This window comes from Nocardia sp. NPDC050406, assembly GCF_044459025.1.
In the GTDB taxonomy this organism is placed as follows: domain Bacteria; phylum Actinomycetota; class Actinomycetes; order Mycobacteriales; family Mycobacteriaceae; genus Nocardia.
This window is the reverse complement of the sequence record NZ_JBITIM010000001.1, coordinates 2,660,498-2,687,038: the sequence shown is the minus strand read 5'-3', so window position 1 is coordinate 2,687,038 and position 26,541 is coordinate 2,660,498. Positions and strand designations below refer to the sequence as shown.

1 protein-coding gene and 1 pseudogene are annotated in these 26,541 nt (G+C 70.9%); both read left to right on the top strand.

The features are described 5' to 3' along the window. Positions 1-60: 60 nt before the first annotated feature. Positions 61-10,836 (top strand): annotated as a pseudogene (locus tag ACIBH2_RS12645) (type I polyketide synthase); the annotation flags it as partial. After that, positions 10,833-26,537: an SDR family NAD(P)-dependent oxidoreductase gene (locus ACIBH2_RS12640; RefSeq protein ID WP_397116390.1), complete on the top strand. Its 15,705-nt coding sequence runs from the start codon at positions 10,833-10,835 to the stop codon at positions 26,535-26,537. The pseudogene ACIBH2_RS12645 and the gene ACIBH2_RS12640, both read left to right, overlap by 4 nt. Positions 26,538-26,541: the final 4 nt, after the last annotated feature.

Genomic DNA, 26,541 nt, shown 5'->3' with positions numbered 1-26,541 from the left:
ACGTTCAGCCGCCCCACAGCTGAGCACACACGATCTGGAGTTCCCCCGATGGCCGACAACGATGAGCTACGCCGGTACCTGAAGAAGACCGCGAAGGAGCTCTACGACACCAAGCAGCAGCTGCGCGCGCTCACCGACCGCACGCGGGAGCCGATCGCGATCGTCGGCATGGCCTGCCGCTACCCCGGCGGCGTGCGCTCCGCCGAGGACCTGTGGCGCATGACGGCCGAGGGCGTGGACGCCATCGGGACCTATCCGACCGATCGCGGCTGGGATCTCGACCGGCTGTACAACCCGGATCCCGATGTGCCGGGCGGCATCTACACCCGCGACGGCGGATTCCTCGACGCCATCGGCGAATTCGACGCCGCGTTCTTCGGTATCGGCCCGCGCGAGGCCGCGGCGATGGATCCGCAGCAGCGGCTCATGCTGGAGGCGTCCTGGCAGGCCCTCGAGGATGCCGGTATCGACCCGATGGCATTGCGCGGCAGCGATACCGGCGTCTTCGCCGGGGTCATCCATCAGAACTACGGCCCCCGCATCGGCTCGACGAGTATTTCGGCCGAGACCGAAGGACATGCCTACCTGGGTGTTTCGAATGCCGTGCTGTCCGGCCGCATCGCGTACTCCTTCGGTTTCAAGGGCCCGGCCATCTCGGTGGACACCGCCTGCTCCTCGTCGCTGGTGGCGCTGCACCTGGCCTGTCAGGCCCTGCGCCAGGGTGACACCTCGCTGGCCTTGGCGGGCGGGGTGACCATCATGTCCGATCCGTCGCTGCTCATCGCCTTCGCGCGACAGCGCGCGCTCTCGCCCGACGCACGCTGCAAGGCTTTCGCGGCGGCCGCCGACGGCACCGGCTTCTCCGAGGGCCTCGGCGTTCTCGTGCTGGAACGGCTTTCGGACGCGCGACGCCTCGGCCACACCGTGCTGGCGGTGGTGCGCGGCAGTGCCGTCAATCAGGACGGCGCGAGCAATGGCCTGACCGCGCCGAGCGGTCCGTCGCAGGAGCGGGTGATCGCGGCGGCCTTGGCGAACGCCGGACTGGAGCCCTGGGATGTCGACGCGGTGGAGGCGCACGGCACCGGCACCATGCTCGGCGATCCGATCGAGGCGCGGGCCTTGATCAGTGCCTACGGTGCGCGGCGCGACGGCGTGCCGCTGCGGTTGGGGTCGTTGAAGTCGAATATCGGCCACACCTCCGCGGCGGCGGGGGTCGGTGGCGTCATCAAGATGGTGCAGGCCCTGCGGTACGGGGTGCTGCCCAAGACCCTGCATGTGGACGCCCCCACCCCGCATGTGGATTGGTCGGCGGGGACGGTGCGGCTGTTGCAGGACAGCGAGCCGTGGCCGGTGGGGGAGCGGGTGCGGCGCGCCGGGGTGTCGTCGTTCGGTGCCAGCGGCACCAATGCGCACTTGATTCTCGAGGAAGCGCCCGCCGCACCGGCCGCCGCCGTGTCCGAGAGTGAGATCGCACCGAAACCCATTGCGGCCGAGGTCGTTCCGTTGGTGATCTCGGCCAAATCGGAGGAGGCCCTCCGTGCGCAGGCCGACCGGTTGCGGCAGTGGATGATCGACGACCCCGCCCGCGAGCCGCGCGATGTGGCGTATTCGCTGGCGACCTCGCGGGCCCGGCTGGGGCGGCGCGGCGCGGTGGTGGCGCGCGATAGGGACGAATTGCTCGCCGGGCTGGCCGCATTGGCCTCGGGCGCGCACGGCACGATCGAGGGGGAGGCCGGTGCCGACCGGACGGCGTTCCTGTTCACCGGTCAGGGTGCGCAGCGGGTCGGGATGGGCGCGGGTCTGTACCGGGCGTTCCCGGTGTTCGCCGCCGCGCTGGACGAGGTGTGCGCGCGGTTCGACCCGCTGCTGGGCCGGTCGCTGAAGGAGCTGATGTTCGCCGACGCCGACGGCGCATTGGACCGGACCGAATTCACCCAACCGGCGTTGTTCGCCTTCGAGGTGGCCTTGTTCCGGCTCGTCGAATCCTTCGGTGTCACACCGGATCTGCTCATCGGCCATTCGATCGGCGAGCTGGCGGCGGCGTACGCGGCGGGCGTGTGGTCGCTCGCGGACGCCTGCACGCTCGTGGCTGCCCGTGGCCGCGCCATGGGTGCGCTGCCGACGGGCGGCGCGATGCTGGCGGTCGCGGTGGAGGAGGCGCGGGCCGTTGAGATCGTCGCGGCGTACGCCGACCGGGTCTCGATCGCGGCGGTGAACGGTCCGTCTTCGACGGTCCTGTCCGGCGATACCGAGGCCGTCGAGGAGATCGAGCGGCAGCTCTCCAGCGCGGGTGTGAAGACGAACCGCCTGCGGGTGAGTCATGCGTTCCATTCGGCGCGCATGGACCCCATGCTGGACGAGTTCCGTTCCGTCGCCGCGAGTTTGACCTACCGCGAGCCCACCCGACCGATCGTCTCCAATGTCTCGGCGACGGTGGTCTCCGCCGAACTGACCGATCCCGAGTACTGGGTCGCGCAGGTGCGGGGTTGCGTGCGCTTCGCGCCCGGAATCGATGTGCTGATCGAGGCCGGGGCGCGACGGTTCGTCGAGATCGGACCGGATGCCGTGCTGGCGGCCATGACTCGGAGCTGTCTGGCCGAGCGGCCGCAGGTCGAGGCGAGCTCGATGGTGGCGGCGGCCGCGCGGCGCGCGGTCGACGAGGCGGAGCAGTTCGCCACCGCCCTGGCGCAGCTGCACGTCGCGGGTGCGCCGGTGGAGTGGGCGGCGTGGTTCGCTGGCAGCACCGCCAGTCGGGTGCCGTTGCCCACCTACGCTTTTCAGCGCCGCCGCTACTGGCTGTCGAGTGCTGTCGACTCCGCCCCGGCGACGGACCATCCGATCCTCACGGGCGTGGTCGGTGTCGCCGGAACCGACGAGTGGTTGCTGACCGGCCGATTCTCCCTGCGGACGCAGCCGTGGATAGCCGACCACAGGACCTACGGCGTGGTGGTCGTGCCCAGTGCGACCTTCATCGAATTCCTGCTCGTCGCGGGTCGCCGCCTCGGTTGCGGCACGGTCGAGGAGCTCACCTTGCAGGCCCCGATCCTGCCCACCGCCACCGACGAGGTCGAGGTACAGGTGCTCGTGCGGGCCGCCGACGACTCCGGCCGCCGCCCCTTCGAGTTCTACTTCCGCACCTCCACCGACACCGAGTGGACCCACAACGCCACCGGTGTGCTCGGCGCACGCGTGGAGGACACCGCCCCGCTGCTGGCGCGGTTGCGGGAGGACTGGCCGCCGGTCGATGCCGAAATCGTCGACAGCGCTGCGCTTCCGGCCCGGATCGCCACGCTCGCCGGACTCGAGTACGGCCCGGCCTTCCTCGGCGTGCGCGCCGTCTGGCAATCCGCCGACGCCGTCTTCTCCGAGATCACACTCGACACCGACGCCGCCTCCGATGTCGCCCGCCACGACCTGCACCCCGCCCTGCTGGATATGGTCATGCACGCCGGATTCGGATTGCTCTGGCGCGATGCGGATTCCGACCCCGACACCGGCCGACTGCTGTTCCGCTGGGCCGGTGCCCGCTTCTACGAGGCGACGACCAACGAAGTCACCTCGCTGCGGGTGGTCGCGGAATCCACCGGCCCCGAGACGATCTCGGTAGCGGCGGTCGATCCCGACGGCAATCCCGTCGTCTCGGTCGACGCGGTCGTCATGCGCCCCTACGCCGTCCGCGAATTCCGCGGCAGCCTCACGGGTGCGGCGGCGGCCCTGTACCAGCTGCGCTGGCAGCCCATGACGGAATCGCCTGCGGGAGCCAGCCAGCCAGCACCACTGCTCGCAACGCTCGGCAGCCCGACGGTGACCGGACTCGACACGGCATACGCATCCGTCGCCGAAGCTGTTGCGGCCGAGCACATTCCCAGCGCCTTGGTCTGGCGCGCGCCCGCACCCGCCGGGGCGAACCCGGAATCGGTGCGCGCGAGCGTGCACCAGACGCTGGCGACGGTACGGTCCCACCTCGCCGAGCAACGCCTCGCCACCTCGCAGCTGGTCGTGGTGACCACCGGTGTAGCCGACGAGACCCCGGACCCCACCGCCGCCGCCGTCTGGGGACTCGTCCGCAGCGCCCAATCCGAGCACCCCGACCGCTTCGTCCTCATCGACGAGGACCCGACCCAGCCGCTCGACGCGGCCCGGCTCGCGTCCGTCCTGCGATCGAACGAACCCCAGATCGCGGTCCGCGATGGAAACCTGCTCGTACCCCGGCTCGTGCGCGCGTCCATTCCGGACGAAACCGATGCGCGGTCGTCGGATCCAGGTAGCTCCGAAGCCCGCGCGGCGTTCCGCGACGGGACGGTGCTGATCACCGGTGGGACCGGCGGTTTGGGGGCGTTGTTCGCCCGACATCTGGTGGCCGAGTATGGGGCGCGCAGTGTGGTTCTGACGTCGCGGCGCGGGCCGCACGCACCGGGTGCCACCGAACTCGTGGCCGAATTGGCGCGCGGCGGGTCCGAGGCGCGGGTGATCGCGTGCGATATCGCGGACCGTGCGGCGGTGCGAAATCTCCTCGAGACGATCGGGTCCGGGCTCACGGCTGTCGTGCATACGGCGGGGACCCTGGACGACGGGACCGTCGAAACGCTCACCGCCGAGCAGGTGGACCGAGTGCTCGCGCCGAAGGTCGATGGGGCGTGGCATCTGGACGAACTGACGCGGGAACTGAATCTGTCGGCGTTCGTGATGTTCTCGTCGATCGCGACCGTGCTCGGGTCGTCCGGGCAGGCGAACTACGCCGCGGCGAATGGTTTCCTCGACGCGTTGGCGCAGCGGCGGCGGGCCGCGGGGCTGCCCGCCACCTCGTTGGCGTGGGGGCCGTGGGATCAGGGTGCCGGTATGACCGGCGGCTTGGACCGCGCCGCACTCGCCCGATGGGAGCGGATGGGGCTTCGCCCGATCGAAATCTCCGAAGGGACAGCGCTTTTCGACGAAGCGCTCGCACATCCGGACGCGCGACTGGCCCCGCTCCGATTCGACGCGAACGCACTGCGTTCCGAGTCCGCCCCGGCGGTGCTGCGCGGCTTCGTGCGCGCGTCCACCCGCCCGACCCCGAAGGCTGCCGCCGCGCCGACGGGCGCACTGGCCGCCCGAGTGGCCGAGGTACCCGAAGCCCGCCGCGCCGAGGTCGTGCTCGAACTCGTCCTGGCCCAGGCGGCGGCGGTGCTCGGGCACGACTCGGCCGCCGATATCCGTCCCGAACAGCGCTTCGACGAGATCGGCTTCGATTCGCTCGGCGGCGTGGAGTTCCGCAACCGGCTCGGCAAGGCCACCGGCCTGCAACTGCCGTCCACGCTGGTATTCGACCACCCCACCCCGGCGGCCGTGGCGAAGCTGGTGCACACCCGCCTGGAACCGACGGTCGGCGCACCGGCCAAGAAGACCGTGCGCCGCGTCCGCGCGGATGAGCCGATCGCCATCGTGGGCATGGCCTGCCAATTCCCCGGCGGCGTCCAATCACCGGAGCAGCTCTGGGAACTCGTCGCGTCCGGTATCGACGCGACCGGCGAATTCCCGTCGGATCGCGGCTGGGATCTGGAGCGGCTCTTCGACGCCGATCCGGACAAGCCCGGCACGGTCTACACCCGGCGCGGCGGATTCCTCTACAACGCGGGCGATTTCGATCCGGCGTTCTTCGGCATCGGCCCCAAGGAGGCCTCCGCCATGGACCCCCAGCAGCGCCTGCTGCTGGAGACCTCCTGGGAGGCCCTCGAAGACGCGGGCATCGACCCGAACACCTTGCGGGGCAGCGATACCGGCGTCTATGTCGGCGCGGGCTACTCGGGCTACGTCGACCGGGTGGCCGGTGACTTGGAGGGCTACCGGCTAACCGGCACCACGAGCAGCGTCATGTCGGGCCGGGTGGCCTACGTCCTCGGGCTCGAGGGCCCGGCGGTCACCGTCGATACCGCCTGCTCCTCGTCACTGGTCTCGCTGCACCTGGCCTGCCAGGCGCTGCGCCAGGGCGAGAGCTCCCTGGCACTGGCCAGCGGTGTGACGGTCGCGGCCAGCCCCTACCTCTATGTCGATTTCGCCCGCCAACGCGGACTCTCGCCCGACGGCCGATGCAAGGCGTTCTCCGCCTCGGCCGATGGCGTCGCCTTCGCCGAGGGCGTCGGCGTCCTCGTGCTCGAACGGCTCTCCGACGCGAAGCGTCTGGGCCACAACGTCCTCGCGCTCGTACGCGGTACGGCGGTGAACCAGGACGGCGCGAGCAATGGCCTGACCGCGCCGAACGGCCCTTCGCAGGAGCGCGTGATCGCGGCGGCACTGGCCAGTGCGGGACTCGAGCCCTCGGATATCGACGCGGTGGAGGCGCACGGCACCGGCACGCCACTCGGCGATCCGATCGAGGCGCAGGCGCTGATCGCCGCGTACGGACAGGACCGGGCGGGCAACCCGCTGCGCATCGGGTCGATCAAATCGAATATCGGCCATACGGTGGCCGCGGCCGGTGTCGGCGGCGTGATCAAGATGGTGCAGGCGCTGCGCCACGAAACCCTGCCCAAGACCTTGCACGCGGCGGAGCCGAGCCCGCACGTGGACTGGTCGGCGGGCGAGGTCGAGCTGCTGACCGAGGCCCTGCCGTGGCCCGCCGGTGGCCGGGTCCGTCGGGCGGGTGTGTCGTCGTTCGGTGTCAGCGGCACCAACGCACACGCCATCCTCGAGGAAGCGCCCGCCGCGCCGCCCGCCGCACCCCGCGCCGCCGACAGCCCGGCATTGTCCCCTTGGCTGCTGTCGGCCAAGAGCGACAATGCCTTGCGCGCGCAGGCGGCGCGGCTGCGGGACTGGGTGCTCGCGCACCCCGACGCGCACCCGGCGGACGTGGCGTACTCGCTCGTCTCGACCCGCGCTCAGCACGAGACGCGGGCGGCGATTCTCGGCGGTGACCGCGATGAACTGTTGGCACGGCTGACGCTGCTGGCTTCCGGAACCCCCTCTGCCGGAGTGGTTTCCGGAACGACGGGTGCCGGAAAGACCGCCTTCCTGTTCACGGGTCAGGGCGCGCAGCGGATCGGCATGGGCGCGGGCCTCGCCGCCGCGTTCCCCGTCTTCGCGACAGCCCTGGACGAGGTGTGCGCGCACTTCGATCCGCTGCTCGACGGCTCCCTGAAGCAGGTGATGTTCACCGGACACCCGACCGGCGATCACGGTGTCGCCGAAGGGATTCTGGATCGCACCGGGCTCACCCAGCCCGCGCTGTTCGCCTTCGAAGTGGCGCTGTATCGCCTGCTGGAATCGTTCGGAGTGGTCCCGGATGTGCTGATCGGCCACTCCGTCGGCGAACTCGCCGCCGCGCACGTAGCCGGTGTGTGGTCGCTCGCCGACGCCTGCGCGCTGGTCGCGGCGCGGGGACGGTTGATGGACGCGCTGCCCGAGGGCGGCGCGATGCTCGCGGTCGCTGTTTCCGAGGCCGAAATCGTCTCGGCAATAGCGGAATTCGGAGATCGCGTCTCCTTGGCTGCGGTGAACGGTCCGGCGGCCGTGGTGGTCTCGGGTGACGAGGACGCCATCGAGGTCATCGACCGCCAGTTCACCGAGCGGGGCCGCAAGACCACCCGGTTGCGGGTCTCGCACGCCTTCCATTCGCGGCGCATGGAACCGATGCTCGCGGAATTCGAGGCCGTGGCAGCTGGGGTCGCCTTCAACGCGCCACGGATCCCCTTGATGTCCAACGTTTCCGGCGAACCGGCTGGTGACGAGATCCTGACTCCGGGCTACTGGGCCGCCCAGGTGCGGGCAGCGGTGCGGTTCGCACCCGGTATCGAGTCGCTGGTCTCGGCGGGTGTCCGCCGCTTCCTCGAGATCGGGCCCGATGCCGTGCTGTCGGCGCTGACCCGGCACACCCTGCCCACGGAAATCGAGGCCAAATCACTGGTCGCCGCGGCGGCCCGCCGCGACCACGACGAGGTCGAACAGTTCCTGACCATGCTCGGCCAGGCGCACACCGCCGGTGTGACCGTCGACTGGCATCGCCTGTTCGCCGACCAGCCGGTGACGCGAGTCGCCTTGCCCACCTACGCCTTCGACCACCGCCGGTACTGGCTGGAACCCGCCCTCGGCGAGCCGCGCGACACCGCCGAACACTCGCTGCTCACCGATGTGGTGCGCGTGGCCGACCGTGACGAGTGGCTGTTCACCGGAAGGCTGTCGCTGCGCACCCACCCCTGGATCGCGGACCACACCACCTACGGCGTGGTGCTCGTTCCGAGCGCCGCGCTCATGGAGATGTTGCTGGTCGCGGGCGGCCGCATCGGCTGTGACGCCGTCGAGGAGTTCACCCTCGAGGCCCCGATCCTCCCGCCCGCCGAGGGAGCCGTCGACCTCCAGGTCCTGGTACGCGAACCCGATTCCGAGGGGCGACGGTCGTTCACCTTCCACTACCGCCTGGCCGAGGCCGCCGACGGTGCGTGGACGCGCAATGCCAGCGGTGTCATGAGCGGCCAACAGCTGCTCGATATCGGTCTCGTGGACATGCTGCGCACCGGCGCGTGGCCGCCGATCGACGCGGAACCCGTGGACGCCGAGTGGATTCCGGCCCAGGTGGCGCGGGTCGCCGGACTGGAATACGGTCCCTCGTTCCTCGGCATCGACGCCGCCTGGCGCAGCGGCGACACCATGTACTCCGAGGTCACCCTGAACCCGGAGGTTCCGGCCGACGGGTTCCGACTGCATCCGGCACTGTTCGACATGGCGCTGCACGCGGGTCTGGTCGGGCTGATCTGGTCGGATGGCGAAGGCGATCCCACGTCGGGCAAGCTCCTGTTCCGCTGGGGTGCAACGCAATTCCACACCACCGAGAAGGTCACCTCCCTGCGGGTGATGGCCATTCAGCGCAGCGCCGAGTCGATCACCGTGGTGGCCGTCGACCAGGACGGCAACCCGGTGATGTCCGTCGACGAAGTGGTCATGCGCTCCTACGACGTCGGGCAGTTCCGAGCCTCGCTCTCGGGTGGACGCGCCGCACGGTACGGCTTGCGCTGGACCGGCGTCGAGACCACCGAGGATTTCCCGGTTGGGGCGATGGCCGTGCTCGGGGACGCGCGGGTAGCCGGGATCGACGAAAGATATTCGGACCTGGCGGCATTGGCCTCGGCCGCGACCGTCCCCGAAGTCGTCGTGTGGTCAGAACACGCGGCAGTGCAGCGGGATTCGCTGTCGGCAGCCGATCGCGTGAAGGCCACTCTGCGACTGGTCCGAGACTGGCTGGCCGACGAGCGGTTCGCGCGGTCGCGGTTGGCGGTGGTGACGGGGCAGGCGGCCGTTATTGCCGACGAGACACCGGATACCGCCTCGGCGGCGGTGTCGGGGTTGATCCGGAGCGCGCAGACCGAGTACCCCGATCGGGTCGTGCTGATCGACACCTCCGAAACGGGTGATGGGCAGTCGATTTCGGCCGATGCGCTCCGCGCCGCACTGGCGACCGGAGAGCCCCAGCTCGCCCTGCGCGGCGACCGCGTCCTGGTCCCGCGCCTCGAGGCTCTGGCCTCCACCGCGGCCGAGCGAGTGTCGTTCGGCTCGGGAACCGTCCTGATCACCGGCGGCACCGGGGGATTGGGCGCACTGCTGGCCCGACACCTCGTCACCGCGCACGGCGTGCGCCGACTGCTGTTGGTCTCCCGCAGCGGCGAGCGAGCCGACGGCGCGAGCGAACTCGCGGCGGACCTGACCCGCGACGGGGCCGAGGTTCGGATCGCCGCATGCGATGTCACCGACCGTGCCGCTGTGCGCGACCTGCTCGCGACCGTGCCCGCCGAGCACCCCCTCACCGGTGTCGTGCACACCGCGGGCGTGCTCGACGACGCCACCTTCCACACCCTCACCGACGAACAGGTCGACCGGGTGTTCGCCCCCAAGGCGGAGGCGGCGTGGCAGCTGCACGAACTCACCCGCGACCTGAATCTCTCGGCCTTCGTGCTGTTCTCGTCCATCGCCGGAATGATCGGCTCCCCGGGCCAGGCGAACTACGCCGCGGCCAACAGCTTCCTGGACGCCCTCGCCGCGCACCGCCGGGCCGAGGGACTCCCGGCCCTCGCGCTCGCCTGGGGCCCATGGCAGCAGGACGCGGGTATGACCGGTGCGCTGGATCGCGGGGCCATGAGCCGCCTGGACCGCATGGGCCTGGCCCCGCTGGACCGCGTCGACGGCCTGCGACTGTTCGACGAGGCGCTGACCACGGCGGAACCGGTGTCGGCGCTACTGCACCTCGACACCGACAAACTGCGACTGGAAGCCCACACCGGTCCCGTCCCGCCCGTGCTGCGCGGCTTCGTGCGAGCCCGTGGCCGGACGGCCACCACCGCCAATGCCGGGCCGTCGCTCGGTGAGCGCCTGCACGGCGTGGCGGAGGCGAAGCGGCGCGGGATCGTGCTCGACCTGGTGCGCGAACATGTCGCGGCGGTGCTGGGTTACGCGTCCGCCGACGATATTCGGCCCGATCGCGGCTTCGACGAACTCGGCTTCGATTCCCTCGGCGGCGTGGAGTTCCGCAACCGGATGTCGAAGGTGACCGGGCTGTCGCTGCCCTCGACCCTGGTGTTCGACTATCCCACCGCGGGCGATGTCGCCGACTACCTGCTGACACAGGCCGAGGTGACCGAACCCGCCCAACCGGCGTCGGCGGTGTCCGACGACATCGCGCGCCTCGAGGCCGTGCTCGAGCGGGTCCTCGCGGGCGGCGACAGCGAGGAGACGCTGGCGCGCTTGCGCGGCGTACAGGAGCGGCTGCGCGCCCACCTGGGGGACAAGTGGTCCGACGGCGACTACGCCGATCTCGAATTCCACTCCGACACTGAACTTTTGGATCTGATCGACGAGGAGTTTGGCCCAGCATGAGCACCCCCGGCACCAGCAACGAGGAACGTCTCAGCCGGTATCTGCGCAAGCTCACCGGCGACCTCCGCACCGCCAAGAAGCACATTCAGCGACTGGAGGACCGCGCCAGCGAACCGATCGCCATCGTCGGTATGAGCTGCCGATACCCCGGCGGCGTCGAAACACCGGCGCAGCTATGGGATTTGGTCGCCTCCGGCACCGACGCCGTCGGACCCTTCCCCACCGACCGCGGCTGGGACCTCGAGCGGCTGTTCGACGCCGACCCCGAGCAGCCGGGCACCGTCTACACCCGCGAAGGCGGATTCCTGGACGCGGCAGGCGATTTCGATCCGGCCTTCTTCGGCATCGGCCCGCGCGAGGCCGCCGCGATGGACCCGCAGCAGCGGTTGTTCCTGGAAGCGGCCTGGGAAGCCCTGGAAGACGCGGGCATCGACCCGGTCTCGCTGCGCGGCGGCGACACCGGTGTCTTCGCCGGTGTGATCCACCAGGACTACGGCCCGCGCGTCGGCTCGCCGGGCCTCACCGCCGAAGCCGAAGGCCATGCCTACTCCGGTGTTTCGGCCAGCATCCTGTCCGGTCGCGTCGCCTTCACCTTCGGCTTCAAGGGCCCGACGCTTTCGGTGGATACCGCGTGCTCCTCCTCGCTGGTCGCCCTGCACCTCGCCTGCCAGGCCCTGCGCCAGGGTGAGACCTCGCTCGCGCTGGTCGGCGGCGTCACCGTCATGTCCGACCCGAGCCTGCTGATCGCCTTCGGACGCCAGCGCGCGCTGTCCCCGGACGCGCGCTGCAAAGCCTTCGCGGCCGCCGCCAACGGCACCGGGTTCTCCGAGGGCCTTGGCATGCTCGCCGTCGAGCGATTGTCGGACGCCCGCCGCAACGGCCACCGGGTACTCGCCGTCATTCGCGGCAGCGCGGTCAACCAGGACGGCGCGAGCAACCGGCTGACCGCACCGAACGGCCCGTCGCAGGAGAAGGTCATCGCCCAGGCCCTCGCGCAGGCCGGTCTGACACCGGCCGATATCGACGCGGTGGAGGCGCACGGCACCGGCACCAGCCTCGGCGACCCGATCGAGGCGCAGGCGCTCATCCGCGCCTACGGTCGCGAACGCGCCGGGAACCCGCTGCGCATCGGCTCGCTCAAATCGAATATCGGCCACACCTCCGCCGCGGCCGGTGTCGGCGGGGTCATCAAGATGGTGCAGGCGCTGCGGCACGAAACCCTGCCCGCCACACTGCATATCGACGAACCGACACCGCATGTGGACTGGACGGCGGGGACGGTGCGACTGCTCACCGAGGCGGAGCCGTGGCGCGCGGGCGAGCGGGTGCGGCGCGCGGGCGTGTCGTCGTTCGGTGCCAGCGGCACCAACGCGCACGTGATTCTCGAAGAGGCTCCGGCGCTGGAGGTTTCGGGCGATCCGACCGACGAGACCGCCGACAGCACGACAGCCGCCGCGGACGTGCGGGCGGTGACGGCCGCTGTCAGCCCGTTGCTGCTGTCGGCGAAAACCGAGGAGGGTCTGCGTGCGCAGGCGGCCAAACTGCTCGCGTGGGTGACCGAGAACCCCGGCCTCACCGTCGATGACATCGGCTATTCGCTGGCGACGACCCGGGCCAAGCTGGAGTGGCGGGGCGCGGTGGTGGCCGCCGACCGCGACGCCATGCTCGCCGGACTGGAGGTACTCGCCGAACCCGCGGGCACGGTCACCGGGGTGGCGACGGGCCGCGCGGTGACGCGTAAGACGGCCTTCCTGTGCACGGGTCAGGGCGCGCAGCGGGTCGGCATGGGACGTGAACTCTACGACGCGTTCCCGGCCTTCGCCGCGGCGCTGGACGAGGTCTGCGCGCAGTTCGATCCGCTGCTGGGCGGTTCGCTGAAGCAGGTGATGTTCACCGGCCGGGCCGACACCGACGAGGTACTGCACCGGACCGAATTCACCCAGCCCGCCCTGTTCGCGTACGAGGTCGCGCTGTACCGACTCCTGGAGTCCTTCGGTGTGACACCCGATGTGCTCATCGGACATTCGATCGGCGAGCTGGCCGCCGCGTACCTCGCCGGTGTGTGGTCGCTGCCGGACGCGTGCCGTCTGGTCGCGGCGCGGGGCCGCCTCATGGGGCGGCTGCCGGAAGGCGGTGCGATGCTGGCCATCGCGGCCAGCGAGCGCGAGGTCGCGGCCGAACTGGTCGAGGGCGTCGCGATCGCCGCCGTGAATTCGCCGGTGGCCGTAGTGGTCTCCGGCGACGAGGACGCTGTCGCGGCGCTCGAGCAGCGGTTCGCCGACCGTGGCCGCCAGACGTCGCGGCTGCGGGTGTCGCACGCGTTCCATTCCCCTCGCATGGAGCCGATGCTGGCCGAGTTCGAGACGGTCGCGCGCGAAGTGACCTACCGACGCCCTGAGATTCCGCTGGTCTCGAACCTCTCGGGGGCGATGGCCGGTGACGAGGTGCTGGAGCCGTCCTACTGGGTGCGGCAGGTGCGTGGAACAGTCCACTTCGCCAGGGGCATCGAGACTTTGATCGCCGCGGGCGTGCGCAGGTTCGTGGAGATCGGTCCGGATGCGGCGCTGACGGCCATGACCCGGCAGTGCCTGCCGGACGATATCGAATCCCAGGCCACCGTGTTCGCGGGCGCGCGGCGTGGGCACGCCGAGGTCCAGCAGCTCGTGACCTGCCTGGCGCAGGCACATACCGTCGGCTTCGAGGTCGACTGGGACGCGTACTTCGCCGCCCGCCCGGTCACCCGAGTGCCCTTGCCCACCTACGCTTTCCAGCGCCGCCGCTACTGGTTGGAGCCCTCGGCGGGTGCGGCCGGTGTCGAATCGGTGGGTCTGGGCGCGGTGGAGCATCCGCTGCTGGGCGCGGTGCTGTCCGTACCGGAATCCGGTGACGTGTTGCTGACCGGCCGCTTGTCGGTGGCGTCCCAGCCTTGGCTGGCCGACCACACCGTCGGCGGGTCGATTCTGTTGCCGGGCACGGGTTTCGTGGAACTGGCGCTGCGCGCGGGCGCGGTGGCCGGATGCCCGGCCATCGACGAATTGACATTGCGCGCGCCGCTGGTGCTGCCACCTGCGGGCGGCATCCACGTACAGGTCGTCGTCGGCGGACCCGGCGAGGGCGGCGCACAGCGGCCGATCTCGATCTACTCCCGTGGTGAGAACGACGGTGACGAGTGGGTACTGAATGCTCGCGGCCAGCTCACGGACCGCGACGAGCCGACCGAATTCCCCTCGCCCGCATGGCCTCCGGCCGCGGTGGACGATATCGACATCGCGGCCGCGTACACGGACCTGCTGGCGCGCGGCTACGACTACGGTCCGGCGTTCCAGGGCGTACGGGGCCTGTGGCGGCACGGCGCGGAGATCTTCGCCGAGATAGCCGTGGACATCGAAACCGGGGTACGCCCTGAAGGATTCGGTATCCATCCGGCCTTGCTGGACGCCGCCATGCACGCCGGACTACTCGCGAGTGTTGTCGAAAACGCGGCGACACAGGGTGATTCGCCGTTCGCCATCCCGCCCGGACAAGTCGTGCTGCCGTTCTCGTGGGAGTCGGTATCGCTCTACGCGTCCGCCGCGTCGGTGCTGCGCGTCCGGCTGACCACCTCCGGATCGTCGGTGGCGGTATCGATCGCCGACGAACAGGGACTACCCGTGTTGTCGGGAACACTGACGACCCGGTCGACGCCGCTCGCCCAGCTCACCGCAGGCACCGGCGCGGCCGCTCCGCTGCTGGAAACGCTGTGGTCACCTACCGCCGCCGAACCCCCGGCGACGACTGCGGCCGTCGGCCGATGGGACCGGTTGGCTGCCGAGTCCCCGGTTCCGCCGATCGTGGTGCTCGAGGCCGGATCGGGCTGGGGCGAGCCCGCCGACGTGGTCGCCGATACCCACACCGAGGTCGCCCGGGTACTCGCGGCGGTCCAGGAGTGGCTGGCGCACGACCGGTTCGCGTCGAGCACCCTGCTGGTCGCCACCCGAGGAGCTGTCGCACTGCCCGGCGCCGACCTCACCGACCTCCCGGGTGCGGCGGTGTGGGGTCTGGTGCGCACCGCGCAGACGGAGGACCCCGGCCGAATCGTTCTGGTGGACACGGACTCCGAGGTCGACGATCAGCTCGCGGCCACGGTGGTGGCCGTCGGCGAACCGCAGGCGGTCGTGCGCGCCGGTGTCGTCCACACCGCCCGCCTCGTTCGGTCCACGGCCGTATCCGACGGTGCCGCTGCCGGATTCGGCGCGGGCACGGTGCTCATTACCGGCGGCACCGGCGGACTGGGTGCGGTGGCGGCCCGGCACGTGGTGACCGAGCACGGGGTGCGGTCGCTCCTGCTGGTGAGCCGCAGCGGCCCGCGAGCCGCTGGCGTGGCGGAGCTCTGCGCCGAACTGGAACATCTCGGGGCGCGGGTGCGGGTGGTGGCCTGCGACGTCACCGACGCCGACGCGGTGGCCGCGCTGCTGGCCGACGTACCCGAGCAGTGGCCGCTGACCGGCGTGATCCACGCGGCGGGCGTCCTGGACGACGGCGTCATCGCGGCACTGACCCCGCAGCGGGTGGACGCGGTACTGGCCCCGAAGGTCGACGCCGCCTGGCACCTGCACGCCGCGACCGAGAATCTGAATCTCGCTGCCTTCGTGGTGTTCTCGTCGGCCTCCGGCACGGTCGGCGGCCCCGGACAGGCCAACTACGCCGCCGCGAACACCTTCCTCGACGCACTGGTGGCGCACCGGCGCGCCCGCGGGCTGGCGGGTCAGTCCCTGGCGTGGGGACCGTGGGCCCGCTCCAGCGGTATGACCGGACACCTCGACGACGCCGACGTGGCCCGGCTGAGCCGGGGCGGCTTCACCGCCATGCCCGACGAACAGGCCCTGGCCGGATGGCGGGCCGCCCTCGAACGGAATACGGCACACGCCGTCATCGCCGTGCTGGACACCGCCTCGCTGCGCGCCCAGGCCGAGGCCGGACTGCTGCCGCCGTTGCTGCGCGAGCTCGCCCCGGCGACCCGCCGCCAGGCGGCGGCGATATCGAGTCTGCGGCAACGGCTTTCCGGCTCGGACGCCGATCAGCGGCGGCAGACGCTGCTCGCCACCGTCCGCACCCATATCGCCGCCGTACTCGGCCATGACACCGTGGCCGCGATCGAACCCGATCGCGCCTTCCAGGATCTGGGCCTCGATTCGCTGAGCGCCGTCGAGCTGCGCAACCGACTCAAGACCGCCACCGGGCTGTCGCTCTCGGCCGCGGTGGTTTTCGACTACCCCACACCGCAGGCGCTGGCCGCCTACCTGGCCGACCAGCTCGCCGGAACCGGCGACGACCGCGCGTTCGTCGCCGCGAAAGCCGTTGTCGACGAACCGATCGCGATCGTCGGCATGGCCTGCCGCTACCCGGGTGACGTCGGATCGCCGGAAGAGCTGTGGACCCTGGTCGCCGACGGAATCGACGCCACCTCCGAATTCCCGGGCAATCGCGGGTGGGATACCGAACGCCTCTACGACCCCACCGGCGACAGGCCCAATACCACCTACACCCGCCAGGGCGGATTCCTGCACAGCGCGGGCGAATTCGATCCGGGCTTCTTCGGCATCAGCCCCAACGAGGCCGCCACGATGGACCCGCAGCAGTTCCTGCTGCTGGAGACCTCCTGGGAGGCCCTGGAACGGGCCGGTATCGATCCGGCGCGGCTGCGCGGCAGTGCGACCGGCGTCTTCGCGGGCATGATGTACCACGACTACCCGGCCAACGCGAACTCCGGATCCATTGCCTCCGGCCGGGTTTCGTACGTCCTGGGCCTGGAAGGGCCTTCGGTCACCGTGGACACCGCGTGCTCGTCCTCGCTGGTGGCCATGCACCTGGCCGCGCAGTCGCTGCGCTCGGGCGAATCCGATCTGGCCCTGGCCGGTGGCGTGGCGGTCATGGCGACGCCGGAGGTCTTCGTCGAATTCAGTCGCCAGCGCGGCCTCTCGCCGGACGGCCGGAGCAAATCCTTCGCCGATGCCGCCGACGGCGTCGCCTGGTCCGAGGGGGCCGGTGTCCTGGTGTTGGAGCGGCTCTCCGACGCCCAGCGCAACGGCCATCACGTGCTCGCGGTGATATCCGGTTCGGCGGTGAACCAGGACGGCGCGTCCAACGGTCTGACCGCGCCCAACGGCCCGTCGCAGCGGCGGGTGATCCGGCAAGCCCTGGCCAATGCCGGTATCGCCGCGGTCGAGGTCGACGCCGTGGAAGCACACGGCACCGGGACCACCCTGGGTGACCCGATCGAGGCCGAGGCACTGCTGGCGACCTACGGGCAGGACCGTGACCGGCCCCTCTGGCTGGGGTCGTTGAAGTCCAATATCGGCCACTCCCAGGCCGCCGCGGGCGTGGGCGGCGTGATCAAGATGGTCATGGCGATGCGATACGGAGTGCTGCCCCGCACCCTGCACGTGGATCAGCCGACGACCAAGGTCGATTGGTCCTCGGGACAGGTGCGCTTGCTGACCGAGCCGGTGCCGTGGCCGCGGACCGATCGGCCGCGCCGCGCCGGAGTGTCCTCGTTCGGTATCAGCGGCACCAACGCACACGTCATTGTCGAACAGGGCCCGGCACCGGCTCCGGCAATGGTGGACAAGAGCGTGCCAGCGGGCGGTCCGCTGCCGTGGGTGCTGTCCGCGCGCACCCGCGAGGCGCTCGCCGCGCAGGCCGCTCGGCTCGCGTCCTGGGTCGGCGACCAGGATGCGGACCCGGTGGACGTCGGGTTCTCACTTGCCGCCACGCGCGGGGTGTTCGAGCATCGCGCCGTTGTCCTGGCCGCCGATCGCGCTGGCCTGGTCGCGGGCGTGCGTGCACTCGCCGACGGCGGGCAGGCACCGGGCGTGGTCATCGGCCGCGCGACGTCCGGGTCGACGGGGCTGGTGTTCTCCGGGCAGGGCGCGCAGTGGGCGGGGATGGCCACCGCGCTGCGCGCCGGGTACCCGGTATTCGCCGAACACTTCGATGCGATCGTCACGCGACTGGAACCGCTGCTGGGGCAGACGGTTTCGCTGAGCTCCGCGCTCACCGACGCCGACCTGATCGATCGGACGGTGTTCGCCCAGGCGGGCCTGTTCGCCTTCGAGGTGGCGCTGTACCGCCTACTGGAGTCGTGGGGCGTGCGGCCGGACGCGGTGGCCGGGCATTCGATCGGTGAGATCGCCGCCGCCCATGTGGCGGGAGTGCTGTCGCTGGCCGACGCGTGCGCGCTGGTTGCCGCACGAGGAAGGCTGATGCAGGCCCTGCCCACGGGCGGGGCGATGGTCGCGGTGGGTGCGTCGGAATCCGATGTGCTGCCGCTGCTGTCGGACGGGGTGTCCATCGCGGCGGTCAACGGCCCGCGGTCCGTCGTGCTCTCCGGTGTCGAGGACGCGGTGCTCGCCGTCGTGGACACGTGTGTCGAACGTGGTTGGCGCACACACCGGTTGCGTGTCTCGCACGCCTTCCACTCGGCCCTGATGGAGCCGATGCTCGCCGAATTCGCCACGGTGGTCGAGGGTTTGGCCTTCGGCCGCCCCACCCTTCCGTTGATCTCCACGGTGACCGGCGCGCCCGTCGTCGACGAGATGAGCGACCCGGCGTACTGGGTCGGCCAAGTCCGCGAGACCGTGCGCTTCGCCGACGCCGTTGCCGCCATGGCGAATTCGGGCGTGACGCGGTTCGCCGAGGTCGGCCCCGATGCGGTGCTGACGCCGATGATCGCGCAGACGCTCGACGACGGCGCCGCCGTGGCCGTGGCGCTGGCGCGTCGCGAACACGACGCGTCCGCCATGGTGACCGGGTTGGCCGGGCTGTTCGTCTCCGGTGCCGATATCGACTGGAGCGCACTCTTCTCCGGTACCGGAGCCCAGCGCATCGACCTGCCCACCTACGCCTTCCAGCACGAGCGCTTCTGGCTCGATGCCCGACAGGCCTTGGCGCGGTCGTGGCTCGGCGCGGAGCTCGGCGGGGTCGACGCCGTCGGACTCGAGGCCGTGGATCACCCGCTGCTCGGCGCCCTTGTGCCGCACCCGGATTCGGGGGCGGTGAGCTTCACCGGCCGCTGGTCGATGGAGTCCGTCGAATGGCTCGCCGACCACAGGGTGCACGGGGTGGTACTGCTGCCGGGCACCGGTTTCGTCGAGCTGGCCAGCCACGTCGGCGGCCTGCTGGGCTGCGCGATGGTGGAAGAACTCGTCCTGCACACCCCGTTGACCATGCCCGCCACGGGCAGCGTCGCGGTCCAGGTGGTGGCGGCCGCCGCCGACGAGGCCGGTCGCCGCCGGTTGAGCGTGCACTCGCGCCAGTCCGGCGAGGGGCCGTGGACCCTGCACGCCGAGGGCGTGCTCGCACCGGCCGAGGTCGCCGCCGATTTCGATTCGTCCGAGTGGCCGCCCGCTGGTGCGGAGCCCCTGGATGTCGACGGCGCCTACGACGAACTGCTCGACCGGGGGTACGGGTACGGCCCGCACTTCCAGGGTTTGCGGGCGGCGTGGCGGCGCGGCGACGAACTGTTCGCCGAAGTCGCCCTGCCGAACCCGGAGGCGGCCAACGGTTTCGGCATCCACCCCGCGCTGTTCGACGCCGCCCTGCACGCCGGAATCGTGCACAGCGGCGGCGGGGGCGCGGTGCTGCCGTTCGCCTGGAACCGGGTGATCCTGCACGCTTCCGGTGCCGCCGCCGTGCGGGTGCGCAGTGTCCCCGAGGGGGACAACTTCGCCATCCAGATAGCCGACGACCGGGGCCGTCCGGTGCTGTCGGTGGGCGCGCTCGTGTCGCGTCCCGTCTCGGCCGAGCGGCTGGGGGCGGACCGCGTCTCCGATGCCCTCTTCGGTGTGGAATGGGTGACCGCACAACCGCTTTCGGGTCACCCGACCGACACCGGCCGGGTATCGGTGCTCGGTCCCGGCGGCCTCGCGGCATTGATCGCCGAGGCGGAGCCGAACGTGCCGGACACCGTGGTGGTCGACTGCGCCCGCCACGACGGCCCTCCGACGACGGCGGCACGGCGAGTGCTGTCCGATGTCCTCGACCTGGTCCACGCCTGGCTGGGTGAATCTCGTTTCGCCGCATCCCGTTTGGCGGTGGTGACCAGACACGCCGTCACCGTCGACGACACGGAACAGGTGCGTCTGGAACAAGCGCCGGTATGGGGGTTGCTGCGCGCGGCGCAGGCCGAGCACCCCGGCCGGTTCCAACTCGTCGACGCGGATCACGACGACCTGTCCGCTGTCGCGACCGCGCTGGCGGCCGTCCCCGGCGAACCGGAGGTCGCGCTGCGGGGCGGGGCCGTGCTCGTACCACGCTTGACCCGACACGCTCCGGGCACGATCGCTCGGTCGCTCGGGTCGGGCACCGTGCTTGTGACCGGCGGCACCGGAGGTCTCGGCGCGGTGATCGCGCGGCATCTGGTGACCGAACACGGTGTGCGCCACCTGCTTCTGACCTCCCGACGTGGCCTGGACGCACCCGGTGCCACCGAACTGCGCGGCGCATTGGCCGAACTCGGAGCGGCGGTCACCATTGCCGCCTGCGATGTCTCCGATCGCGCCGCCGTGGCCGCACTGCTGGACGCCATCCCCGACGAGCACCCCCTCGTCGGTGTGGTGCACGCGGCGGGCACCGCCGACAATGCCGTGATCGAGTCGATGACACCCGATCGCCTCGCGCACGTGTTCCGCCCCAAGGCCGATGCGGCCTGGCATCTGCACGAGCTCACGCGGGGCCGTCCGCTGTCGATGTTCGTCTTGCTGGCCTCGGCGGGCGGTCTCGTACTGGCCGCCGGGCAGGCGAATTACGCTGCCGCGAACGTCTTCCTGGACGCGCTCGCCGCGCACCGGCGCGGCCTGGGCCTGCCCGCCACCGCCCTCGACTACGGCATGTGGGCGCGGTCCAGCGGACTCGGCACCGAACTGTCCGAGGACGATTTCGAGCGGATGCGCAGGCAGGGCTTCCCGCCGCTGACCGAAGCCGAAGGGCTGGCGCTCTTCGATGCCGCCATCGCCACCGACACCGCCCAACTGGTGGCGTTGCGGGTGGATCCGGCGGTGCTGCGACAGCGGAGCGAGGTTCCGGCGCTCGTGCGCGCCCTCGCGCCGATTCCGGTCCGCCGCCACCGAGCCGTGGCCGACCAGGCGTACGTCCAGCAGCTCGCGGGCCTGTCGGACGCCGACCGCGACAGCGCGCTGATCGACCTGGTCCGGTCGACCGCCGCGGCCATTCTCGGGCACGCCACGGCGGCGGCCGTCGAACCCGACCAGGCTTTCCAGCACCTCGGGTTCGATTCCCTGAGCGCCATCGAGTTCCGCAACCGGCTCAATACCGCGACGGGACTGCAACTTCCGGCGACGCTCATCTTCGACTACCCCAACCCGCGGGTGGTCGCCGAGTTCATCGGCTCGCAACTCACCGGCACCGAAGCCGTCGAACAGCGCGCGGTCCCGCGGGTTCGGGCCGACGACGAACCCATTGCCGTGGTGGCGATGGCCTGCCGCTACCCGGGTGGCGTCGCCTCACCGGAGGACCTGTGGGACCTCGTCGTCAGCGGCACCGACACCACCGGCGCGATGCCCACCGATCGCGGCTGGGACCTCGACGGCATCTACGACCCCGAACCCGGCAAGCCCGGGAAGACCTACACGCGCAATGGCGGATTCCTGTACTCCGCAGCCGAATTCGATGCCGACTTCTTCGGAATCAGCCCCAACGAGGCCACCGTGATGGACCCCCAACAGCGTTTGCTGCTGGAGGTCTCGTGGGAGGCGCTGGAACGCGCCGGTCTGGACCCGCAGGCATTGCGCGGCAGCGCCACCGGCGTGTTCACCGGCCTGATGTACCACGATTACGCCCAGGCGACCGGAACCGGCAGCGGCGCGGCGGGCAGCCTGGTCTCCGGCCGGGTGTCCTACGTCTTCGGTCTGGAAGGGCCGTCGGTCACCGTGGACACCGCCTGCTCGTCCTCGCTCGTCGCCCTGCATCTGGCCGGGCAGTCCCTGCGGTCGGGGGAGTGCGATCTGGCCCTCGCGGGTGGCGTCGCCGTCATGGCCACCCCGGATATGTTCCTCGAATTCGGCCGCCAACGCGGCCTGTCGCCGGATGGCCGGTGCAAGTCGTTCGCCGAGGCCGCCGATGGCGTCGGCTGGTCCGAAGGCGCGGGTGTGCTGGTGCTGGAGCGGCTCTCCGACGCTCAGCGCAACGGCCATCGGATCTTGGCGGTACTGGCCGGATCGGCGGTGAACCAGGATGGCGCGTCGAACGGCTTCACCGCGCCCAACGGCCCGTCGCAACAACGCGTGATTCGCCAGGCGCTCGCCAACGCCGGGGTCGCGCCGACCGAGGTCGACGCGGTCGAAGCACACGGCACCGGAACGACTCTGGGCGATCCGATCGAGGCGCAGGCCCTGCTGGCCACCTACGGTCAGGGCCGCGACGCGCGGCATCCGCTGTGGCTGGGTTCGCTGAAATCCAATATCGGCCACGCGCAGGCCGCGGCGGGTGTCGGCGGTGTCATCAAGATGGTCATGGCACTGCGGCACGGTGTCCTGCCGAGCACCCTGCACGTGGATCAGCCCTCCACGAAGGTGGACTGGTCAGAGGGGCACGTCCGCCTGCTGACCGAAACGGTGCCCTGGCCGGAGGTGGATCGCCCGCGTCGCGCCGGTGTGTCGTCCTTCGGTATCAGCGGCACGAACGCGCACGTCATTGTCGAACAGGCCCCGGCGACGGCTCCCGCGCCCGTGGAACGGACCGCTCCTGGAGTGTTGCCGTGGGTGCTGTCGGCTCGCAGTGGCGTCGCTCTCGCCGAACAGGCCGAGCGACTGACATCCGTTGCGGCCGAGCGCGATCCAGTCGACACCGGCTTCTCGCTCGCCTCGACACGCGGTGTGTTCGAGCATCGGGCCGTCGTTGTTGGCCAGAACCGCGCGGACCTCCTCGAAGGGGTGCGGTCGGTGGCCGCCGGTACCCGGGCCTCGGGGGTCGTGGCCGGTCGTGCGGTGGCGGGCTCCACCGGTGTGGTGTTCTCCGGTCAAGGCGCGCAATGGGCCGGGATGGCCGCGGAACTGCATGCCGCCTACCCCGTCTTCGCCCAACACTTCGACGCCTTGGTCGCCGAACTGGATCCCGCACTCGGTCAATCGGTTTCGCTGAACGATGCGCTCGCCGACGAGGAACTGATCGACCAGACCGTGTTCGCGCAGGCGGGTCTGTTCGCCTTCGAGGTGGCCTTGTTCCGGCTGCTCGAATCCTGGGGTGTCCGTGCGGATGTCGTGGCAGGTCATTCGATCGGGGAGATCGCCGCCGCCCACGTGGCGGGCGTGCTGTCCTCGGCCGATGCGTGCGCACTGGTCGCCGCCCGCGGTCGGCTGATGCGGGCGCTGCCCGCCGGTGGGGCGATGGTGGCGGTGGGAGCCTCGGAAATCGATGTGCTGCCGCTGCTGTCCGACGGAGTGTCCATCGCGGCCGTCAACGGCCCGAAGTCCGTGGTGCTCTCCGGAACCGAGGACGCCGTCCTGGCGCTGACCGCCCGGTGCGCCGAACAAGGCTGGCGCACACACCGATTGCGCGTCTCGCACGCGTTCCATTCGGCACTGATGGAGCCGATGCTCGACGAATTCTCCTCGGCGATAGCGGGTTTGGTGTTCTCGCAGCCGACGATGCCGCTGGTGTCCACGGTGACGGGCGCCCGCGTGGACCAGGAGATGTCCAGCCCGTCGTACTGGGTCGACCAAGTCCGCGACACGGTGCGCTTCGCCGACGCGGCCACCGCGATGGCGGCCTTGGGCGTCACCAGGTTCGCCGAGGTCGGCCCCGACGCCGTCCTGACCCCCATGATCGCCCAGACCCTCGAGGACGGCGTCTCCCCGGTGGCCTTGGCCCGTCGGCGCCGCGCCGACGCGGCAACGCTGCTGACCGGTGTCGCCGAACTGTTCGTCACCGGCGCTCGAGTGGACTGGGCCGCCCTGTACGCCGGTACCGGAGCCCAACGAATCGACTTGCCCACCTACGCTTTCCAGCGGCGGCGCTACTGGATGCTCGAGGGCTCCGCCGCCAGCGGCGACGCCCGCTCCATGGGTCTGTCGACCACCGGGCACCCGCTGATCTCCGCGGTCATCGCCCAACCGGACTCCGGCGCGGTCATCCTCACCGGCCGTCTCGCGGTGCCGACGCACCCTTGGCTCGCCGACCACCGGGTCATGGGCACGGTGCTCTTCCCCGGCACGGGTCTGGTCGAACTCGCCCTGCACGCCGGGGAGCAGGTGGGCTGTTCGACCCTGGAGGATCTGGTCCTTCAGGCTCCGCTGGTATTGCCCGAATCCGGTGGCGTCGCGGTGCGCGTCGTCGTCGCGGCCGAGGACGAGACGGGTCGCCGCGCGGTGCGGATATTCTCCTGTCCCGAAGGGGAAGCCGACGCGACCGCGTCGTGGACCTCGCATGCCGAAGGCGTTCTCGCGCCGGAGTCGCTCGCGGCCGGTGGCGATCTCACCGCGTGGCCCCCGGCCGGTGCTCAGCCATTGGAGACCGACCGCGTCTACGCCGAATTGCTCGACGCCGGTTACGGATACGGCCCGGCATTCCAAGGGCTGCGTGCGGCCTGGCGGCGCGGCGAGGAACTGTTCGCCGAGGTGGCGCTCCCGGATCCTCAGGAGGCCAACGGTTTCGGACTGCATCCGGTCCTGCTCGACGCCGCACTGCACACCCTGCGGCTGGGCGGTCACCTCACCGCCGAGGACGGCGCGGTGGCCCTGCCGTTCGAATGGAACGGCGTCACCGTGCACGCGGCGCGAGCCAGCGCGGTGCGCGTCCGGCTGACCCCCGTCGGCGCGCACGCGGTGGCCGTGGAGGTCGCGGACCCGACCGGTGCGCCGGTGGCGACGGTGCGCCACTTGGCCTCTCGGCCCATGGATCTCGCACAGCTCACCGCTGGCATATCCGCCGTCGACAAGGCGCTGTTCCAGGTCGAATGGACACCGATCTCGGTATCCGACAGCACCATCGACGCTGTCGCCTGGCCGGAGCTCGGTGACGCGACCCCGGCCGTCGTGCGGTGGGACTGCCCCACGGGCAACGATCCCGCCGCCGTCCGGGCCGCGACACACGAGGCGCTGCACGTACTTCGGACCTGGATCACCGATCGCCGATTCTCGGAATCGGTGCTGGTGGTCCACACGGTGGGCGCGGTCTCGGTCGCGGGGGAGGACGTACCGAACCTCGCCGGTGCCGCCGTGAGCGGCCTGGTGCGTTCGGCGCAGGCCGAATCCGCCGGGCGAATCGTGCTGGTGGACAGTGATTCCGGCGTCCACGGGCTCGGCGGGATTCTCGAGGCCGAGGAACCGCAGGTGGCCGTGCGCGACGGTCAGGCGCATATCGCGCGGCTGACCCGAGCGGTCACCACTTCGGTCCCGGCTCCCGTATTCGACCCCGACGACACCGTCCTCATCACCGGTGCCAGCGGCTTCCTCGGTGGACTGTTCGCTCGACACCTGGTCGCCACGCGCGGTGCCCGTCGTCTGCTCCTGCTCAGCAGGCGCGGTGAATCCGCGCCCGGCGCACGGGAATTGCGCGCGGAACTAGCGGATCTCGGTGCCGAGGTCGAGTTCGCCGCCTGCGATGTCACCGACCGTGCCGCGCTCGCCGAAGTAGTGGCCGCCATCCCGGCGGACCGTCCACTGGCCGGTGTCTTCCATACGGCTGGCGTTCTCGACGATGGAGCCATCGGATCACTGACGCCCGAGCGCATGGATACGGTGTTGCGTCCCAAGGTCGATGCCGCGCTGCATCTGCACGAGCTGACGGCCGATCTGCCGTTGAAAGCATTCGTGCTGTTCAGTTCGGCGGCGGGTGCGTTCGGCAATCCGGGTCAGGGCAACTACGCCGCGGCCAATGCCTGCCTGGACGCCCTGGCCGCACACCGCAGAGCCACCGGACGCAGCGGGCAATCGCTGGCCTGGGGCCTGTGGGATATGGCCGGAGGTATGGCGGCCGAACTCAGCGATATCGACCGATACCGCATGTCGCGTTCGGGCATGCTGCCGCTGACGCGACAGCAGGGTCTGGCGCTGTTCGACGCTGCCGCCGGAATCGACACGGCGGCACCGGTTCTCGCCCGCCTCGATCCGGAGGCACTGCGCAGCGCCGGATTCGCCGCCGCCCTCGTCTCCGGACTGGCACCGGCGCGCCGTACCGCGGCCGCGGCCGCACCCTCGGCGCTGCGCGCCCGACTGGCCGACACCCCAGAGCCGGAACGCCTCGGCGTGCTCGTCGAGGTCGTGCGCGGCCAGGTCGCGGCCGTACTCGGCCACCGAAACGCGAATTCCGTCGCCGCGGACCGGGCCTTCAACGACCTGGGCTTCGACTCGATCACCGCGATCGAATTCCGCAATGCCCTGAAGGCCGTGACGGGGCTGCGGCTGCCCGCGACGCTGGTCTTCGACTACCCGTCTCCGCAAGCCCTGGCCGAGTACCTGGCCGACGAGCTCACCGACCACGCCACCGACCGGTCGACCGAGCACTCGGAGATCGATATCCGCACAGCCCTCCAGTCGATTCCGGTCGCGCGGCTGCGCGACGCGGGCCTGCTCGACGCTCTCCTGCGGCTCGCCCAGAGCCCGGACGCGCCCGGCGAGACCGACCGCGGCGAGGCGCAGGAATCGATCGACGAGCTCGATATCGACGACCTGATCGACCTGGCCTACAACAACTCCGCGGAGGACTGACGGC

Excerpts from the sequence above, each read along its gene's own strand:
- ACIBH2_RS12640 (WP_397116390.1), top strand. The coding sequence starts at position 10,833 with ATGAGCACCCCCGGCACCAGCAACGAGGAACGTCTCAGCCGGTATCTG.